The 17,549-nt window shown below is 75.2% G+C and carries 16 protein-coding genes; 5 read left to right on the forward strand and 11 right to left on the reverse strand.

Features of this window, described 5'->3' with window-relative positions:
* Positions 1 to 45: 45 nt before the first annotated feature.
* Both IE170_RS16270 and IE170_RS16275 read right to left on the reverse strand, forming a co-directional pair.
* Positions 46 to 909 carry a GNAT family N-acetyltransferase gene (locus IE170_RS16270; RefSeq protein ID WP_189810096.1) on the reverse strand — a complete coding sequence of 288 codons (864 nt, stop codon included), beginning with the start codon at positions 907 to 909 and terminating at the stop codon, positions 46 to 48.
* Between the two features lie 80 nt (positions 910 to 989).
* Positions 990 to 1,424: a hypothetical protein gene (locus tag IE170_RS16275; RefSeq protein ID WP_223856111.1), complete on the reverse strand. Its 435-nt coding sequence runs from the start codon at positions 1,422 to 1,424 to the stop codon at positions 990 to 992.
* Positions 1,425 to 1,569: 145 nt separating this feature from the next.
* On the opposite strand from IE170_RS16275, the gene IE170_RS16280 reads away from it, so the two are divergent.
* Complete coding sequence (locus IE170_RS16280; RefSeq protein WP_189810097.1) at positions 1,570 to 2,295, forward strand: SIR2 family NAD-dependent protein deacylase; 726 nt, start codon at positions 1,570 to 1,572, stop codon at positions 2,293 to 2,295.
* 48 nt (positions 2,296 to 2,343) lie between these two features.
* Here IE170_RS16280 and IE170_RS16285 read toward each other — a convergent pair whose 3' ends face one another.
* The 6 genes from IE170_RS16285 to IE170_RS16310 form a co-directional block, all read right to left on the reverse strand.
* On the reverse strand, positions 2,344 to 2,826 hold the full coding sequence (locus IE170_RS16285) for a VOC family protein (protein ID WP_189810098.1): 483 nt from the start codon (positions 2,824 to 2,826) through the stop codon (positions 2,344 to 2,346).
* A 138-nt stretch (positions 2,827 to 2,964) separates the two neighbouring features.
* Positions 2,965 to 6,540 (reverse strand): bifunctional glycosyltransferase/CDP-glycerol:glycerophosphate glycerophosphotransferase, encoded by a 3,576-nt coding sequence (locus IE170_RS16290; RefSeq protein ID WP_189810099.1) that lies wholly within the window; start codon positions 6,538 to 6,540, stop codon positions 2,965 to 2,967.
* Positions 6,541 to 6,720: 180 nt separating this feature from the next.
* Positions 6,721 to 7,092, reverse strand: a complete 372-nt coding sequence (locus tag IE170_RS16295) for a hypothetical protein (RefSeq protein ID WP_189810100.1) — start codon at positions 7,090 to 7,092, stop codon at positions 6,721 to 6,723.
* A gap of 43 nt (positions 7,093 to 7,135) precedes the next feature.
* A complete protein-coding gene (locus IE170_RS16300) occupies positions 7,136 to 7,600 on the reverse strand; it encodes a roadblock/LC7 domain-containing protein (RefSeq protein WP_114058764.1) in 465 nt (154 codons plus the stop codon).
* 92 nt (positions 7,601 to 7,692) lie between these two features.
* Entirely contained in the window at positions 7,693 to 8,472 is a 780-nt protein-coding gene (locus IE170_RS16305) for a transcriptional regulator (protein ID WP_189810101.1), read from the reverse strand.
* Complete coding sequence (locus IE170_RS16310; protein WP_189810102.1) at positions 8,469 to 8,879, reverse strand: hypothetical protein; 411 nt, start codon at positions 8,877 to 8,879, stop codon at positions 8,469 to 8,471. The genes IE170_RS16305 and IE170_RS16310 overlap by 4 nt, the downstream gene beginning before the upstream one ends.
* A gap of 278 nt (positions 8,880 to 9,157) precedes the next feature.
* On the opposite strand from IE170_RS16310, the gene IE170_RS33185 reads away from it, so the two are divergent.
* Together IE170_RS33185 and IE170_RS16320 are read left to right on the forward strand one after the other, a co-directional pair.
* Entirely contained in the window at positions 9,158 to 10,366 is a 1,209-nt protein-coding gene (locus IE170_RS33185; protein ID WP_189810103.1) for a PucR family transcriptional regulator, read from the forward strand.
* Positions 10,367 to 10,452: 86 nt separating this feature from the next.
* Positions 10,453 to 10,821: a hypothetical protein gene (locus tag IE170_RS16320; protein ID WP_223856129.1), complete on the forward strand. Its 369-nt coding sequence runs from the start codon at positions 10,453 to 10,455 to the stop codon at positions 10,819 to 10,821.
* Between the two features lie 14 nt (positions 10,822 to 10,835).
* Here the strand turns inward: IE170_RS16320 and IE170_RS16325 are convergent, their stop codons facing one another.
* From IE170_RS16325 to IE170_RS16335, 3 genes are all read right to left on the reverse strand, one after another.
* A complete protein-coding gene (locus tag IE170_RS16325) occupies positions 10,836 to 12,293 on the reverse strand; it encodes a helix-turn-helix domain-containing protein (protein WP_308428407.1) in 1,458 nt (485 codons plus the stop codon).
* Between the two features lie 261 nt (positions 12,294 to 12,554).
* Complete coding sequence (locus IE170_RS16330) at positions 12,555 to 13,010, reverse strand: (2Fe-2S)-binding protein (RefSeq protein WP_189810104.1); 456 nt, start codon at positions 13,008 to 13,010, stop codon at positions 12,555 to 12,557.
* 23 nt (positions 13,011 to 13,033) lie between these two features.
* Entirely contained in the window at positions 13,034 to 15,262 is a 2,229-nt protein-coding gene (locus IE170_RS16335; RefSeq protein WP_189810105.1) for a xanthine dehydrogenase family protein molybdopterin-binding subunit, read from the reverse strand.
* A 339-nt stretch (positions 15,263 to 15,601) separates the two neighbouring features.
* On the opposite strand from IE170_RS16335, the gene IE170_RS16340 reads away from it, so the two are divergent.
* On the forward strand, positions 15,602 to 15,850 hold the full coding sequence (locus IE170_RS16340; protein ID WP_114056356.1) for an SCO4226 family nickel-binding protein: 249 nt from the start codon (positions 15,602 to 15,604) through the stop codon (positions 15,848 to 15,850).
* A gap of 208 nt (positions 15,851 to 16,058) precedes the next feature.
* Entirely contained in the window at positions 16,059 to 17,501 is a 1,443-nt protein-coding gene (locus IE170_RS16345; RefSeq protein ID WP_189810106.1) for a PP2C family protein-serine/threonine phosphatase, read from the forward strand.
* The last annotated feature ends 48 nt before the right edge of the window (positions 17,502 to 17,549 follow it).

Below are 17,549 nucleotides of genomic sequence, written 5' to 3' on the forward strand. Positions count from 1 at the left end.
GGCCGGGCGGCGCCGTGCGACCGCCGTCCGGCCCGCGCCCGCCGGTCAGCCCAGTTCGAGGCTCGTGACGCCGTACAGGCCGGCCATGTCGATCCGCGGGGCGGGCCCCGTGTACATGCGGGCGGCCTCGAAGACGGGCTCCATGCCCAGCCCGGCGAGCAGGGCGGTGGCCGCGGCGTTGGCGTCGGGCACGTCCACGGCGACGACCCCGTCCGGGGTCCGTTCGGCCAGGCCGTGGAGCAGGGCGGCCGCGATGTCCGGGCCGGCCGCGTAGAGGGGGCCGATCCGGGCCGCGCCGCTGCACGGCCGGACCACGCCGAGGCCCTCGACGCGGCCGCCGCGGACCGCGGCGAGGGCGGTGCGGCCGGGCAGTCCGGTCCAGGCGGCGAGGAAGCCGTCGCGGGACTCGGGGAAGAACCGCCGGTCGTAGCCGGCGAGCTGCTCGAACGGCAGCGAGGCGGCGTCCACCAGCTCGACACCGGCGCCGGCGCCGCCTGCCGGGCCGCCCCGGTCCGGCTGCGGGCGGCCCTCGTGGCGGACGTTGTTCCAGGCCGGCAGGAAGCCGGACCTGCGGTAGTTGTCCTGTTGCTCGACGACGCCGTCGAGGCCGACGAGCCGCCCGTCGAGCCGCTTCATCCCGGCCTGCCACACCTGGAGGCCGTAGCCGCGGCCGCGGAACTCCGGGCGGACGATGTAGAAGCCGATGAACCCGAAGCCGGTGCCGTAGCGCACGGCCGAGATGCAGGCCACCGGCTCGCCGTCGAGCCGGCCCACGAGGAAGCCCGCCGGATCGGCGACCGCGAACGCGAACCGGTCGGTGTCGCCCGGGTTCCAGCCCTCGGCGTCGGCCCAGCTGCGGATGAGCTCCATGTCGGCGCCGCTCGCGCCGGTGATCTCGAATCCCGTCATGTGCCGTGTTCTAGCAGAAGGCACGGAACGCCCGCAGGCGTCCCGAAGATCCGGGGACGTCCGTCGACCCGCGGGGCTCGTCACCCCGCGCAGACGACGTCGTCCAGCCTGATCGGCCGCGAGTCCAGTCGCACGTACGCCGTGAACGTGTCCGTCCCGCCGCCGGCCCAGTACGTGGTGACGGTCGCCCAGCCGATGCCGGCGCCGGGGGCCACGGTGACCGGGCCGATGCCGATGTCCCGGGGCGCGGTGCGGGCGCACAGCAGGACGTCCAGGTCGGCGCTGTGCGCCTGTCTGTCCTTCAGGTGCTGGGAGACCCGCAGCTCCCGGTCCCGTTCGGTGGGGCCGTGCTCGCCGTAGAAGTCGATGAGGAAGGCGCCGATGGCCGTGGGACTGTGGCCCGCGGCGGCCGCCGGGCCCGGATCCGCGGGAGCGGACGCGGAGGCCGGAGCGGCCCCGGGGAGCACGAGCAGGGCGGAGAGCGCGGCGCCGAGGCCGTACGGCATGAGCTTCATGCCGGATGTGTAACCGGCGGCACCGGGCCCGGGCAGGGGCGGGAGCCGGATCTCACTCCGGTGGAGGGCGGGATTCACCGCAGAAACGACCCTGTCCGGCGAAATCCGGTCGCGGGCGGCCCCGCGCCGTCCGTAGGGTCGCCGCATGGGAAAGCCGCTCGTCGCAGTGTTCACCGGGGCCGGGGTCTCCACGGACTCCGGGATCCCCGACTACCGGGGGCCGCAGGGGCTGTGGCGCCGCGACCCCGAGGCCGAGAAGCTCGTCACGTACGAGCACTACATGGCCGATCCGGAGGTCCGCCGCCGGTCCTGGCGGATGCGCGCCGAGGTCGGGGCGCTGGAGGCCCGGCCGAACGCCGCCCACCTGGCCGTGGCCGGGCTGGAGCGCAGCGGCATCCCGGTCCGGGTGATCACGCAGAACGTGGACGGGCTGCACCAGCTGGCCGGCATGCCGCCGCGGAAGGTCCTGGAGCTGCACGGCACCGCCCGGGCCGTGGTGTGCACCGCCTGCGCCGCGCGCACGGCGATGGACGAGGCGCTGGCCCGGGTCGCCGCGGGCGAGGCGGACCCCGCCTGCACGGCGTGCGGGGGCATCCTGAAGCCGGCGACGGTGATGTTCGGCGAGCGGCTCGACCCGGAGGTGCTGGCGCAGGCCGTGGCCGTCGCGAAGAACAGCACCGTGTTCTTCGCGGTCGGCTCGACCCTTCAGGTGCAGCCGGCCGCCTCGCTGGCCGGGATGGCCGCCGAGGCGGGCGCGCGGCTGGTGATCGTGAACGCGGAGGAGACCCCGTACGACGCGCTCGCGGACGAGGTGGTCCGGGAGCCGATCGGGACGGCCCTGCCGGCGCTCCTCGGGGCGCTCGCCGGCTGACGCGCGCCCCCGCGCGGTGCCCGCGCCGCGCCTCCCCCCGCCGGGAGGTCAGGCGGCGTCGGCGGCCCTCCGCAGCTCCGCCGCGTCCAGCCGCTTCATCGTGAGCATCGCGGCGGTGGCGCGGGCGGCCCGGCCCGGGTCCGCGTCGGTGACCAGGTCGATGACCCCGGGCGGGATGACCTGCCAGGACACCCCGAACCGGTCCTTGACCCAGCCGCAGGCGGACTCCTCGCCGCCGTCGCCCACGAGCGTGTCGTAGTAGCGGTCCGCCTCCGCCTGGTCGTCGCAGTGGATCTGGAAGGAGATCGCCTCGGAGAAGCGGAACTCGGGTCCGCCGTTGAGGCCGACGAACTTCTGCCCGTTGACCTCGAACTCGACGGTGAGCACCTCGCCGGCCCGGTCGGGCACGGCGTCGGTGTAGTGGGCCGTCCTGCCGATCCCCCCGTCCTTGAAGACGGACACGTAGTACGCGGCGGCGGCCTCGGCCTCCCCGTCGAACCACAGGCACGTGGTGAAGCCCTTGCTGCTCATGACTGCCTCCAGGAGGGTGCGCGGCGGGGCGCCCGGTCGGGTGCCGCCCCGTGTCCCCTTGTAGACCGGCCCCGGGCCCCGAACTCATCGGTGGCCCGGGGCCGGGTGCGCCGGGTGCCCGGAGTGCACCCGTTCGGACTACGCCTCGCCCGCGGCGCCCTTCGCCAGCATCCGGTCGACGACGCGCTCGGCGGCGCGGCCGTCGTCCAGGTCGCAGAACTCGGCGCGGAACGCGGCGCGCGCCCCCTTGTACTCCTCGCCGAGGGCGTCGGCGTTGCGGATGGCCTCGACGAGGGCGGCCGAGTCCTCCAGGAGCGGGCCGGGGGCCTTCTCCGCCAGGTCGAAGTTGAAGCCGCGCAGCGTGGACCGGTAGTGCTCCAGGTCGTAGGTGAAGAGCAGGATCGGCCGGTCGGTCAGCGCGAAGTCGAACAGGGCGGAGGAGTAGTCCGAGACGAGCACGTCGGCGACGAGCAGCAGGTCCGTCGGGTCGGGCCAGCGGGAGACGTCGACGACGAAGCCGTCGCGGGCGCGGTCGCGGACCTGCTCGGTGACGTGGTGGTGGCCGCGGACGAGCAGGACGTGGTCGTCGCCGAGCTCGCGGCGCGCCGCGTCGAGGTCGATCTGCAGGTCGAGCTTGTAGCCGCCGGACCAGTCCTCGCGGTTCTCCCGCCAGGTCGGCATGTACAGGACGACCTTCTTGCCCTCGGGCAGGCCCAGCCGGCGCCGGACCTCGGCGATCCGCTCGGCGTCGGGGCGGACGAGCGCGTCGGTGCGGGGGGCGCCGGACTCGATGACCTCGCCCTCGTAGCCCAGGGCCCGCTTGAGGATCGGGGTGGCGTAGGAGCTCGGGGAGGCGAGCAGCGTCCACTGGGCGCTGTCGTGTTCCAGGCCCTCCAGGACGTCGGGGCTCGTGTAGTAGTCGTGGATGAAGTCGTGACCGATCTCCTTGATCGGCGTGCCGTGCCAGGTCTGGACGACGACCTGGCCCGGGCGGCGCCGGAAGCGGCGCGGCACGCTGTCGTTCACGACGTAGTAGCGGGCCCGGGCCAGGGCGTCCCAGGCCTCGACGCTGTCGTGCTGGACGGCGCGGGCGGTCGGCGGGACCTCCGTGCGGCCGTCGCGGACCAGCCAGACGTGGTCGAGCTTCTCGCCTCGCCGCAGGAGCTCCTCGTGGATGGCTCGGGGCGAGTCGCCGCCGCCGTGGCCCTGGAAGGCGTCGTAGACGACGATGTCCTTCAGCGGCAGGGCGCGGCGCGCCGGGTAGGTCTCGAAGCGCAGGACGCGCTGGGCGTACCGGGAGCGGTCGTGCGGGCTCAGCATCGGGTCGGCGACGAGCACCATGCGGTCGTGGAAGCGGGCCTCGACGCGCATCCGGCGGCCCTCGGCGGAGAGGGCGACGGGGCCGGCGTGCAGCGCGGTCGGCGCGAACTGGACCGGGGCGCCGCGGTCGACGCCGAGCAGGCCCGCGGTGGTGCCGCCCTCGGAGACGGGGCGCAGGGTGGGCCACCAGCGGCCGCTGGGCAGGGGGGTGCGGCCCGCGTACGGCTCGGGGAGGAGGGGCGCGAAGGCCGCCTCGAAGCGGTCGCCGTCCCGGGTGACGGGGTAGCTGAACTCGGTGCCTCGGGCGTCGTGGAAGACGAGCTCGTACGGCTCGTCGGCCGGGGCGGTGAAGCGGCCGGTCAGCGTGATGGTGCCGTCCTGGGCCGAGACGGAGTCGACGAGCGGCGGCGAGGGCTGCACGGAGAGGGTGAGGTGGCCGGTGTTGCCGCGCTTTGCGTAGACGGACCGGTCGGCGTCCTCGCCGGGCAGGGGCAGGACGAGGCCGGCGAAGCCGGCGCGCTCGTCGTGGGCGAGGCGGTGCTCGCGGCCGTCGGCTCCGGTGACGGAGAGGCTCCACGGCTCGGGGGCCCACTCGCCGGGGCCGGCCTCGGCGTCCGGTACGGCGGCCAGGTCGGCCAGCGGCACCCGGGCGGTGAACGGGGTGCGTCCGCCGCGGGGTGTGCCGGTCTCGACGGGGAAGGTGGCGACGGTCCCGGTGGAGACGTGCACCGCGCGCAGGGTGGCGCCGCTGATGCCCGCGGCGAGCTCGCCGGCCACCTCGAGGGCGTCGTCGCCGCTGGGGCGGACGTCGAGGGCGCGGGCGCGGACGACCTCGACCTGGATGGTCAGGGCGCCCTGGGCGTTGGGGAGGATCCGGACGTCGGGGGCCACCCAGTGGGAGGGCGGGTTCTGGCCGGTGTCGGACTCGCCGCCCTTGAGGCGGGCGCGGTGGAGGCCGCCGGGGCCGGTGACGGCGATGGAGGTCGTCCATATGCCGTCGCGCCACTTGCCGCCGGACTGGAAGACGCTCGGGTCGACGACCGCGGCGAAGCCGGCCCAGTCGGCGTGGCGCAGCGCGAGGTGAGGGGCGTTGACGGTGGCCATCGGGGAGGCGACGGTGCGGGCGCCCACGACGGTGCGGCGGCGCTTGCCGCCCTCGCGGAAGACGAGCGCCTTGCGGGAGGCGAGGCGGTTCTCGGCGCCGAGGTGGCCGGGGATCGCGTAGCCGCGCAGGAGCAGCTTGCCGTCCTTCCAGACGGCCTGCTCCAGGCGGCTGACCACGCGGCGCTCGCGCGTGCCGAGGGTGAGGAGCCTGGCGGGGACCGGCGGGCGGCCCTGCAGGAAGGGGTAGTCGGCCTGCGGGCGGGCGAGGCCCTTGACGGGCACGCTGTAGTCGTAGTCGCGCTGGTGGTGGCAGAGGGCGATGAAGTCCTCCACGCGGCCCTCTGCGGCCAGGTACGCCTTGAGGCGGTCGGCGACGGTCAGGTTCGGCCACGGCTCGGGGCCGATCTCCTTGATGAGGCCGCCGACGTGCTCGACGAACGCGGCGCGGAACTCGGGGCCGCCCTCGCCGACGTACTTGTAGATGAGCGGGAGCTCCTCGCTCAGCACGTTGTGGTCGTAGTCGCGCAGGTAGCGGGCGTACTTCGGGCCCTGCTTGGCCTTGAGGGCCTCGCGGACCAGGCGGACGGAGGTGACGCGGTCGATGACGGAGACCGGGTCGGTGGAGCGCTGGGTGATGGAGCGCTCGCCGGTCTCGCGGACGCGCCAGTGGTAGACGCAGTCGCCGAGGATGTCCACGCTGGAGGCGAAGTAGTGGGCGGGGATGCTGACCGGGGCGTCCTCGTAGAGGATGCCCTCGGGGTACTGGAAGCCGTGCTCGTCCCAGAAGCTGCGCCGGTAGACCTTGTTCCAGGCGGTGCGGTCGGTGACGAGCGCGGGGAACTTGGAGATGTGGGTCTTCAGCTGCGTCTTGGCGAAGGCCGCCCGGTGGCCCCAGGACTGCTGCATGCCGACGGAGCGGAAGCGCTTGACGTTGCCGCCGGCGAAGTCGGAGCCGGTCTCGTCGAGGGCGGCGATGAGCCGCTCGTAGGCGTAGTCCGGCATGGTGTCGTCGCTGTCGACGAAGGCCAGGTACTGGGTGCCCTCGGTGAGGTGCCGGGCGCCGACGTTGCGGGCGGCGCCGAGGCCGGCGTTCTCCTGCATGACCACCCGGAACCGCTTGTCCCGCGCGGCGAAGGCCTTGGCGATGGCGGCGCTGTTGTCCGTGGAACCGTCGTCGACCAGGATGCACTCGAAGTCGGCGAACGTCTGGGCGGCGATGGACTCCAGGCACTCGTCGAGGTAGAGCTCGACGTTGTAGACGGGGACGACGATGCTCAGGCGCGGGGGCATGGGGTGCGGGTTCTCCAGCGTGGGGAAAGCTCTTGGGATGATCAGTAGGTGAGAGCATCCTACTCGGTTACAGGATGATAAAGTCCCCCCATCCTGGACATATCCCACGGTCCGCCGGGACGGACGGCAAAGAATTCCGCCGTCCGCCACCTCGGCGTCGGTGTCGGGCCGAACCCCGGCTCAGATTTCGAGCTCGTTCTCGATCCTCTTCAGCTGGTGCCGGGCCATGGCCAGGTTGGCGCGTCCGCGGTCCAGCGCGAGGTACAGGAAGAAGCCCGAGGCGCCCCGCCCCTTCAACAGCCGGATCAGGTGGTACTGGCCGCCCAGGGTGATCAGGATGTCCTCGATCTCGTCCTTGAGGCCGAGCATCTCCATGGTGCGGACCTTCGCGCGGACCACGTCGGTGTTGCCGGCCGCGGCGACGCCCAGGTCGAGCTCCTTGCCGCCGCCGACGGTGCCGAGCGCCATGCCGCTGCCGTAGTCGACGAGGGCGGCGCCGATCGCGCCGTCGATCACGGTGGTCGCTTCCTTGAGCGCGGTTTCGACGTTCACGGTGTGTTCCTCTTTCTTCGGGTGGTGGGGTGCTGCATGCGGGTCAGCCGGCCGGACCCGGCCGCGCCGGCGGGAGCGCGGGCGGCAGCGGGGGCCGGGGCGGGGCGGTTGCCGCGACCCGGCGGGCCAGGGTGTGGTCGAGCAGCTCCGCTATGCGGAGGCTGGAGCGGCGGGCCTCGAGGTGCAGCCGGCCCACGTTGACGCGGGGCTCCGCGATCAGGGTGAGGACGGCGGCGTCACCGGCCGCGTAGGTGGCCACGTAGCCGTGCTCGCCGCGGACGAGCAGTTCGCGGAATCCGCCCTGCCCGGTGCTGTCGCTGAGCCGCTGGGCCACCCCGAGGGCGGCCGCGGTCAGGGCCGCGACGGCCTCGACCTCGGTGGCGGCGCTGTCCTGGGCGAGGACCAGCCCGTCGGAGCTGCCGGCCAGGGCGCCGCTGAGCTGCGGGACCCGGGCTCGGAGCCGGCGGAGCTCGGCGAGTATCTCGGCTTCGGCCTCGGCGGGCACCATCGCCGTGCTCATGTCGGCTTGTCTCCTTTCGGGCTGCCTCCGCTCGGAGCGGTCGGCGCGCTCCGAGCGCAGAGCCGGTCGCAGCGGGAGCCTCACAGGCTTGCCTCCAGTGCGTCGCGTAACCGGCGGAGCAGCGCCACGTCCGGGGATTGGGTGTCGGTCATCCAGTCGGGCAGGGTGGTCGCGGCGCGCACGGCCCGGACCGGTGCGAGCGGAGTCTCCACCAGTCCGGCCGCGGCCAGCCGCCGCACGTCGAGGAGGGTGTGGAAGGCCGGCCGGCCCAGCACCCAGGCGAGGTCCGCCGGGGTCCGCAGGCCGTCCGCGTGCGCGAGCAGGGCGCGCTGGCGGGCCGTGACGGTCTGGCCGGGGGCGGCGGCGCGGGGCACCACGGGGGAGGTGTCGAGCTGCGGGTAGGGCCACACCGCGTCGAGCAGCTCCCGCCGGCGCCGGGTCTCGCGCTCGACGGCCGCGGCGGGGACGGAGCGGACGGAGCCGATCCAGTGGGTGGCGCCGCGGCGGAACCGGGAGGGTCCGCTGCCCGGCGAGAGGGCGAAGAAGGCGGCGTCGAAGATGGCGGCGAGGTGGCATATCTCCAGTTCTCCGCCGGCGAGGCCGCCGCTGTCGACGAGGAAGCGGGCGACCTGGCGGCGGGCGCCGGCCCGGTCGACGGCCTCGCGCCAGCGTTCGGGGGCGAGGCCACCGCCGGTGGTGAGGAGGACGTCGAGGCCGGGGGTGGCCGGGCTCTCCGCGTGGACGATGCGGCCGTCCTCCAGGAAGAGGGTGCCGCGGTCGCGGAGCAGGGCGCCGGTGGCGCGCTCGGCGGCGAGCCGGGTGAGCAGGGGGGACACGGCGGCGGTGGCGAGGGCGGTCATCTGAGCACCAGCCCCTCCGCGAGGGCCCTCAGTCTGAGCCGGGCAAGGGCGAGGTTGCCCTCGGTGCGGTCCAGCCACAGGTGGAGGAAGACGCTGCTGTCGAAGCTGGTCTCGACGAAGCGGAGCACGTGGTAGCCGCTGCGGGTGGTCACGATCACGTCCTCCACGGGCTGGGCCCGGTCGGCCCCCGCGCCCGGCGCCGCCTCGGGGCCGGCCTGCGCGAACGACTCGTACTCGGCCGCCGCCCGGGCCAGCTCCGCCGTCTCGGCCGCCGTGGTCTCGTGGTCCCCGACCGGCGAGTCCCCGGCGGTCCCCAGGGCCAGCCCGCTGCTCCAGTCCACCAGCGCGGCGCCGCGTGCACCGGGCAGCGCCATGGCTTCGAGCAGGCATTCGTCGATCCCGGGCAACGCGGGCTCCCCTCCCGGCCAGATGTGCGAAGCGCACGGTCCTTCGGCGCGACAGGAGGGAACCTACTCAAGTTCCGCAGCGTGCAACGGCCTTCCGGCATTTTCCGCGGGAACATGCGCGGAACCGCGCGACACCTTGGCCGGAACCCGACAACTTTTGACCGTGATTGCTGATCACGGCGCGGCGGGTGTCCGACGGCCGCCCCTTGCGGACCCGCCGGCGGAAGGGCCGCCCCGGCCCTGTCCACCGGCCCGGCTTCCGTGCCACCCTGCCCCTCATGGAGCCGATCATCATCGACGAGATACGGGAGGACCTCTCCCGCCGCATCGCCGCGACGGCGGACCGGCTCGCCGAGCGGACGCTGGCCGACGACCCCGCGTACGCCGCGCTGCTCGGGCGCGGCGAGCTGCGCGACCGGATCCACCACAACCTCGCGCAGTCCGTCGACGGGCTGGTGCGCAGCTCGCGCGGGCTGCCGGTCGAGCTCGCCGACGCCCGGGCGACGGGAACGCTGCGCGCCGAGCAGGGCCTGCCGCTCGCCTCCCTGCTGCGCACGTACCGGCGCGGCGGCCGGCTGCTGTGGCACACCCTGACCGAGGCCGTCACGGCACACGACCCGGCCGCGCTGCCGCGGCTGCTGCCGCTCGCGTCCGTGCTGTGGGACGTCCTGGACCAGATGACGGACGCCGTGGCGGAGGCGTACCGGCGTACGGAGGCGGCGCGCTGCGACCGCGACCGGGAGCGCCGTGCGGCCCTGCTGGACACGCTGCTGGACGGCGGGGGCGCCGCCGACGGCCCGGCCGTCTCCGAGGCGGCGGCACAGCTGGGGCTCCCCGAGCGGGGCCGGTTCGCGGTGGTTGTCCTCGCCCCCGGCGCCACCGGCGGCGTACCGGCCGAGCCGCCGGCCGCGGGCGGGCCGCGCATGCTGTGGCGGATCCGCTCCGACGGCGAGACCGGCCTGGCGGACCTCGGCCGGCACCCGCTGGAGGCGGTCCGGGAGCTGCTGGCCCCGCTGGGCGTGCGGGCGGGCATCAGCCCGGTGGTGGAGGCGCCCGGCGACCTGACGCGGGCGCGCTGGCTGGCCGCGCTCGCACTGCGCACCGTCCCCGCCCGGGCGGGCGCCGGCGCGGCGCTGCTCGACGAGCGGCTCCCGATGGCCCTGGTGGCGGCGCAGGCCGAACTCGCGGACCGGCTGCGGCAGGTGGTCCTCGGCCCGGTGCTGGCGCTGCCCGCGGAGGACTGCCGGGTGCTGCTGGGCACGCTGGGCACCTGGCTGACCTGCCAGGGCTCGACGACGCAGGCCGCGCAGCGCCTGTACTGCCACCGCAACACCGTCTCCAACCGGCTGCGCCGCCTGGAACAGCTGACGGGCCGCTCCCTGTCCGACCCGGCGCACGTGGTCGAACTCTCCCTGGCCCACACGGCGCACCTCCAACACCCCACCGCCACCCCACCCCGAAACCCCCGCCCGCGCAGGGCGCCGTAGTGGCAGGCCGAGGGCCGTGGCCCAGGGTGGGCCGCTGGACGAACGGGGGGCGCTTGTCACGCAATACGGCCGGAACGGAGGCCGAAATGAAAATGAAGGGGATCACGTTCTGCGCCTGGCGCGGAGAGCACTACGTGACCCTGGCCGAGCTGCTGGTACGCCTGGGCAGCTTCGGCCTGGACCTGACGTGGCGGGTCGCCTGCGACGAGGTCGGCCATCCCCGCTGCGCCGAGATCGAGCGGCGGTCCGCCGACGCAGGCATGGACACGTTGACCCTGTTGTCGCTGACGACACCGTTTCTCCAGCTGATCGACGCCGAGGCGCGGGGGTTCGCCGGCGATCGGCTGGTGCTCGTCCTGCAGGAGGTGGACAGCTCGCTGTGGGACGTCAGGGCGGCCGATGAACGCCTCCTCGACGAACTGCGGCACCACTTCCCGGACGCCGCGGACCTCTGAGAAGGCCTTCTCGCTCAGTGCCGCGGTGCGGCGTCGGCCAGTTCCGCGGCCTGGTGGGCCAGCCAGAGGTCGTGGCGGGCGTTCGGGGAGCGGAGGAGGGAGCGCTGGAGGACGGCCTCCAGGCGGGCGAGGCGTTTGCGGGTGCCGGGGACGGAGATGCCGAGCGCGGCGGCGGTCGGGGCGAGGCGGGCGTCGTGGCGCAGCCAGGCCCGGACCGTCCCGTACGCGCCGGGCGGGGCGTCGGGGCCGGTCAGCGGGGCGAGGTGGGCGCGGGCCCAGGCGGCCACGTCGGGGTGGCGCAGCACGGCGTCGAGGCCCGCGACGATGTCCGCGGGCGGCGCCCCGGAGCCGGCGGGCGCGGCGAGCGGGCCGTCGGGGGTGAGCCGCAGCGCGAGCGAGAGGGCGGCCTGGTCGGCGAGCCGGGAGAGGTCGGCGCCGGTCAGCGACTCGATCAGGCGCAGCCGCGTCGCCAGGGTGTTGCGGTGGACCTTCAGCAGCCGGGTGGCGTGGGGTCCGAAGTCCAGCCAGGCCCGGGCCGTTGCCCGCAGCTCCTGAGCGCCGGGGTCCTGGGGGCGGCGCGGCCGGTACGTGTGCAGCGGCGCGAGCACGGCCGCCGCCCAGCCGGCCCCCGCCGCGTGGGCGGCCAGTTCGGGTTCCGGGCCGGGGCCGAAGCGGGCGTGCCGCCCGGGGCGGGAGCGGGCGACGGCCAGGGCGTGGAACGCCTGCGTGTACGCGGCGGGGGCCTCGCGCAGCGGCAGCTCCCCGCTCGCCCCGACGGCGCACCCGGGGACGGCGGCGGCAACGGCCGCGCCGAGGCCGGCGTACCCGTCCGGGCCGGCCGGGCCGGCTGCGGGCACCAGCACGATCAGGTGGCCCTCGTAGACCGGGCAGCGCACCACCCAGGCGCTGCCGCCTGTCAGCTCCCCGCACAGCCGGGCGACGGCGGCCCGCTCGCCGGGCCGGCAGGCGACGACGTACATCCGCATCGGCTCGGGGAGCGAGGGCGAGAGCGCCTCGGCGATCTGGTGGGCCGTGGACAGCCGGCCGTTCATCAGCAGGTGGAGGACCGCCTCGCGGGCCCGGGACTCGGCGAGTTCGGCCCGCTGCTCGCGCCGCTCCGCCTCTTCGGCGCGCAGGACGAGGGCCAGCGGGACGGCGGCGTCCGCCAGCAGCGCCGGTACGGCCGGGTCGTGCGGCGGGCGGAGTACGGCGGCGAGCACGCGGCCCTCTCCCAGCGCGAACAGCAGCGCGGTGGATGCCCCGTCGTCGAGGACGGCCGACCGCAGGCCGCGGTGGGTGAGTTCGGCCGCTCCCCGCAGGGCGAGTTCGGGGGTGCGGGGGTCCGCCGCACCGCGCGGATCGGGCACCGGGCCGGTGCCGACCACCCCGGCCCAGCCGCCCAGCCGGGAGCCGAGCCACCGCAGGACGGCGGCCGAGCCGCCGGAGTGCGCGAGGCGGTGCACCTTCAGCACGTCGTCGGAGCGGCTCTGCGCGGGTGCCGGGGCGCCGGACGGTCGCGCCGGCGGGGTCGGTGCGGGCGGGTTCGGGATGGCAGGCTCCGTTCGGTGCGGGTGGCGCCGCCGCATTCAACCACCGCTCCCCCACTGTGCGCTGTGACACCCCTCTCGCCGGCTCGCTGTGCGGTGCTGAACCTGCACCGCGGCCGCCGCGCGCCTAGGCTGGGCGCGGGCGTCGGTCCCGGGTACCACGGGGGGTTCCCGGGGCCTTCCCGCTCACATGCGCGCGGCGGCGCGGCGGATGGCCTCCCGGATGCGCGGATAGGTGCCGCAGCGGCAGATGTTGGCGATCGCGTCGATGTCCTCGTCCGTGGGCTCGGCGGTGCGCCGCAGCAGCGCCACGGCCGCCATGATCTGGCCGGGCTGGCAGAACCCGCACTGGGACACGTCCTGTTCGAGCCAGGCCTCCTGCACGGGGTGCAGCCGGTCGCCGTCGGCGAGCCCCTCGATGGTGGTGACCGACCGGCCCGCGCACTCGGAGACGGGCACGACGCACGGCCTGACGTCCCGGCCGTCGAGGTGGCTCGTACAGGCCTTGCAGACGTCGACGCCGCAGCCGTACTTGGGGCCCGTGACGCCGAGCATGTCGCGCAGCACCCACAGCAGGGGCAGGTCGTCGGGCGCGTCGACGGTGACGCTCTCGCCGTTGAGGGTGAAGGTGTGCAAGGGCACGGCAGCGCTCCTGGTTCGACCGGCTAGCGGGGGTACGGGGTGAAGTCGACGTCGAAGTCGAGGGGGAAGCTGCGCGGCTTGCGGCCCGTCGCCCTCGCCCAGGCGTTGGCGATGGCGCCGACCGCGGCGGGCACGCCGAGTTCGCCGGCGCCGCCGGGCCGATCGCCGGCGGCGGGCAGCACGAAGACGCGGACGTCGCGCGGGGTGTCCCGCTGCTGCGCCCAGTGGAACTGGCTGTAACTGCCCTCCAGCGGGAGCCCCTTGTCGATGTGCAGGCCCGCCCGCAGGGTGGTGGAGATCGCGTCGGTGAGGCCGCCGACCATCTGGGCCTCCAGACCGCGCGGGTTGACGGGCAGGCCCACGTCGACGGCGATGACGGCCCGGGTGACGCGGACGTGCTCGGGGTCGCGGGTGTCGATCTCGACGAGGCAGGCGGTGCGCGAGCGGTACTCCTCGTGGAAGGCGATGCCCTGCGCACAGCCGGCGGGCAGCGGCCGCCCCCACTGCCCCTCGGCGGCGGCCTTGTCGAGGACGGCGCGCTGGGCGTCGTTCTTGAGGAAGGCGCGCCGGAACCGGTAGGGGTCCTTCCCGGTGCGGGCGGCGAGTTCGTCGACGACGATCTCCTCGGCGCCGCGCGTGTTGGCCGAGTACACCGACCGCCAGGAGCCGGTGGGGATGCCGGTGGGCACCTCGTTCAGGCCGTGGGTCGTGAGGCCGAAGTGGTACGGGGAGGCGACCGTGGTGTGGAAGAGGGTCTGGGCGAGGGTGGCGTTGCCGATGCCGGCGGGCAGGTGCGCCGCGGTCGCGGTGATGATCTCGCCGAGCCCGTGGCGGAAGTCGGTCTCGGCGGCGGCCACCCGGTGCTCGAAGCTCAGGACCTCGCCGAGGGCGTACGCGGCGCGGATCCGGTGGTGGGTGGCGGGCCGCATGCGGCCGTGCCGCGTGTCGTCGACGCGGGTCCACATCAGGCGGACGGGGCGCCCGCAGGCCCGGGAGACGCGGGCGGCCTCCAGGGCTGCGTCGAAGAACAGGCGCCGGCCGAAGGAGCCGCCGGCCTGCACCACGTGCACGGTGACCTTGTCCACGGGCAGTCCGAGCTCGGCGGCGATGGTCTGGCGGGCCACGATCGGGGACTTCAGGCCGGACCAGATCTCGGCGCGCTCGGGGCGGACGTCGGCGACGGCGCAGTTGGTCTCCATGGGCGCGTGGCTGACGAAGGCGAAGTCGAAGGCGGCGTCGACGTACGGGGTGAGCAGCGGGGGCACGAGCAGCGGCGGAACCGCGGCGCGCAGCCGGGCCCGGATGTCGGCGTCGGAGAGCCGGTCGGCGGGCCCGGGCCCCCAGGCGATGTCCAGGGCGGCCTTGGCGTCGAGGGCCTGGCCGAAGGTCTCGGCGACGACGGCGACGCCGGTGGGGAGGGTGACCACGTCCAGGACGCCCGGCATGGCGCGGACGGCCCCCAGGTTCGCGACGGACCGCACCGTGCCGCCGAGGGTGGGCGGGCGGCGCACCACGCACGGCTTGGCGCCGGGCACGTCGAGGTCGAGGGTGTAGCGCTGGGCGCCGGTGACCATGGCGCGGGCGTCGATCCGGCCGGTCGGCCTGCCGATGAGGGCGTGGTCCTGCCGCTCCTTCGGCGCGGCGGCCGGTACGGGCAGTGCGGAATCGGCGGCGGCCGCTGAGAGGCTGCCGTAGCCGGCGGTGCGGCCGTCGGGGGCGCGGACGGCGCCTTCCGCGGTGGTGAGGGAGGCGGCGGGGATGCCCCAGCGGCGGGCGGCGGCCGCCACGAGGCGGGCCCGGGCGGTGGCGGCGGTCCGGCGGACGGGCCCGTAGAGGGAGCGGATGGAGTTGGAGCTGCCGGTGAGCTGGTTGAAGAGCAGTTCGGGACGCGCGTCGTCGAGTTCGACACGGACGGTGGCGAGCGGGGTGTCGAGTTCCTCCGCGACGAGCATGGCCACGGCGGTGGTCAGGCCCTGGCCGACCTCTTCGCGCGGCAGCCGGAAGCGGACGGTGCCGTCCGGGTCGACGGTCAGCGCGAGCAGGGCCGCGGTCGGCGCACCGGCCAGGATGAACAGGTCGCCGAGGTCGACGAGGTCGGCCGGGGCGGGCAGGGACGGGACGGCGGCGTGCGCGGCCTGCGGGGCGAGGGCCTCCGCGGCGGCGTGCGTGACGAGGGCGAGCGTCGGCGCGGCGACGAGGCGGGTCAGGAAGGAGCGGCGGCTGCGCCCGGCTGCCGGGTGGACCTCGGTCATGTCGCTGTGCCCCCGCCCCCCGGGGCCCGGTGTGGGGCCCGCTCTGCCGCTGCCGGCCCTTACCGACGGGTAGCGTAGCGGGGGCCGAGGGCGCGCGGAAGCGGAACGCGGGCATGGGCCCGGCCCGCCGGCCGTAGGCGCCCGGTCGGGGGTCCTTCGTTCGGGGGTCCCCCGCGGCGGCGCACTCCGGCGCCCTGTGCGAAGCGAACGCCCCGGCGGGGTGAGCCCCGTCGGCCGCACCTTCGAGCGAGAGCCCCCGTGGCGCCTTTTTCCCGCCAAGGGCGGACGATGGAAGCAGGAGACCCGTCCCTGCCGAGCGCATGGAGGAGGTGTGCAGCGGTGACGAAGTTCATGGACGTCCACCACGGCATGAAGGGCATCACGGCGGAGCAGCTGTCCGCCGCCCACAGGGCCGACCTGGCGATCGAGGCGGAGGAGAAGGTGCACTTCGAGCGGGCCTGGGCAGACCCCGAGTCCGGGACCGTGTACTGCCTGTCGGAGGCGCCGTCCGCGGAGGCGGTCCAGCGGATACACGAGCGCACGGGCCACCCGGCCAACGAGATCCACCCGGTGCCGATCACGGTGTGACGGGCGGTGCCCGGCGGCCGGGTCCGCCGGGGGGTGACCGGAATCGTTCGCACACCCCGGCCGGTCGCCGGGAAGCCCCAGGCATATGCCAGGAGCAAGCCCGGGACGGATGTTGCCAATCGCCTTACAGCCCCTTCACGCCTGTGCCAGAGTCGTAGAGGCCCTTCTGTTTCAGACCTGGCCGCGCCGCGCCTGTATCGGAGTGCACATGCCGTCCCATCTGTACGCGGACCGTCCCGCGCAGCCGCCCGAGCCGGCATCGGTGGACGCCCTGATCTCGCAGGCGAGGCGGCTGCGCGGCGGCCTCGACGCGGTGCGCCGCGACACCGCCGCCGGGGACGGCGCCGAGGGCCGCTGGCAGCGGGCGCTCTGCGACCTCGCCGTGCACCAGCTCGACGACCTGTACGACCAGCTGGGCCAGCTCAAGAAGGGCCTGCCCCCGTCCGCGGCCTCCGACGGCCGGGCGCAGGAGCACCCGGACCCGTACGGCAACGCCGGCACCGAAGGCGCCGGCGATCGGCACATCCGCATCGGCAGCGCCGAGTGGAACCTCCTCACCGACGAGGTCAGCTGGTCGGAGGAGCTCTTCAGGATCTTCGGACGCTCTCCCGCGGCCGGCCCCCTCCCCCTCGACGAGCTCGGCTCCACCCTGTTCTCCGAGGACCAGCCCCTGCTCACCGCGATGCTCACCGCCTGCCTCGTCGACGGCAAGCCGCTCGACGGGGAGTTCCGCATCGTCCGGCCCGACGGCCGGGTCCGCACCCTGCACATGCGGGGGGAGCCCGTCCTCGACGCCGACGGCTGCACCGCGACCATGTGGGCCGTCTTCCGGGACGTCGGCGAGCTGCGCCGGAGCCGGCGCGCGGTGCACGATTCCCGCGAGTCCCTCCGGCACAGCCGGGAGATCGCCCGGACCGAGCACCGGCTCGCGGTGGAGCTCCAGGAAGCAGTCCTGCCTCCCTGGCGCACCTCCCTGCGGCTTCCGCCCGACAGCGCCGGCTCCCTCGACGTGGCCTCGCACTACCTCCCCTCCACGGCGGGCACACCGATCGGCGGCGACTGGTACGACGCCCTGCAACTCCCCGACGGCCGCACCCTGTTGACTGTCGGCGACCTCACGGGGCACGGCGTCACCGCCACCTCGGGCATGGCGATGATGCTCGGCGCCCTCCGCGGCATGGCCATGGCCGGCATCGAGCCCGGCCCTCTGATGGGCTGGCTCAACCGGCTGCTCGAAGCCTCCGTGCAGCCCGCGCTCGGCTCGGCCGTCTGCTGCCGGTACGACCCCGCGAGCCGCGTCCTGTCCTGGGCGCAGGCCGGCCACCCGGCCCCGCTGCTGTTCCGCGCCGGCACCGGCCGCGCCCTGACCCCGCCCGAGGGCGTCCTGCTGGGCGCCACGTCCGGGGCCGCGTACGGGCAGGCCGAGGAGCGGCTCCAGGCCGGCGACGTGCTCGTCCTGCACACGGACGGGCTGCTGCCGTACGACGTCGGGCTCGACCGGACGGAGGGCACCGAGCGGCTCCTGGCCCTTGCCCCCCGGTTCTCCGCGGCCGGGTCGGCGCAGGACTGCCTGCGCACGGTCGTCGAGGAGTTCGGCGGGGACGGGTGCGCAGGCGACGCCTGCGTCCTGGTCGCCCGGATCGGCACCTGAGGGCAAGCCGGAGCCGAGCCCTCCCCCATACCGGGCCGGTCGGAGGCC

Source organism: Streptomyces toxytricini (assembly GCF_014649915.1).
In the GTDB taxonomy this organism is placed as follows: Bacteria; Actinomycetota; Actinomycetes; order Streptomycetales; family Streptomycetaceae; genus Streptomyces; species Streptomyces toxytricini.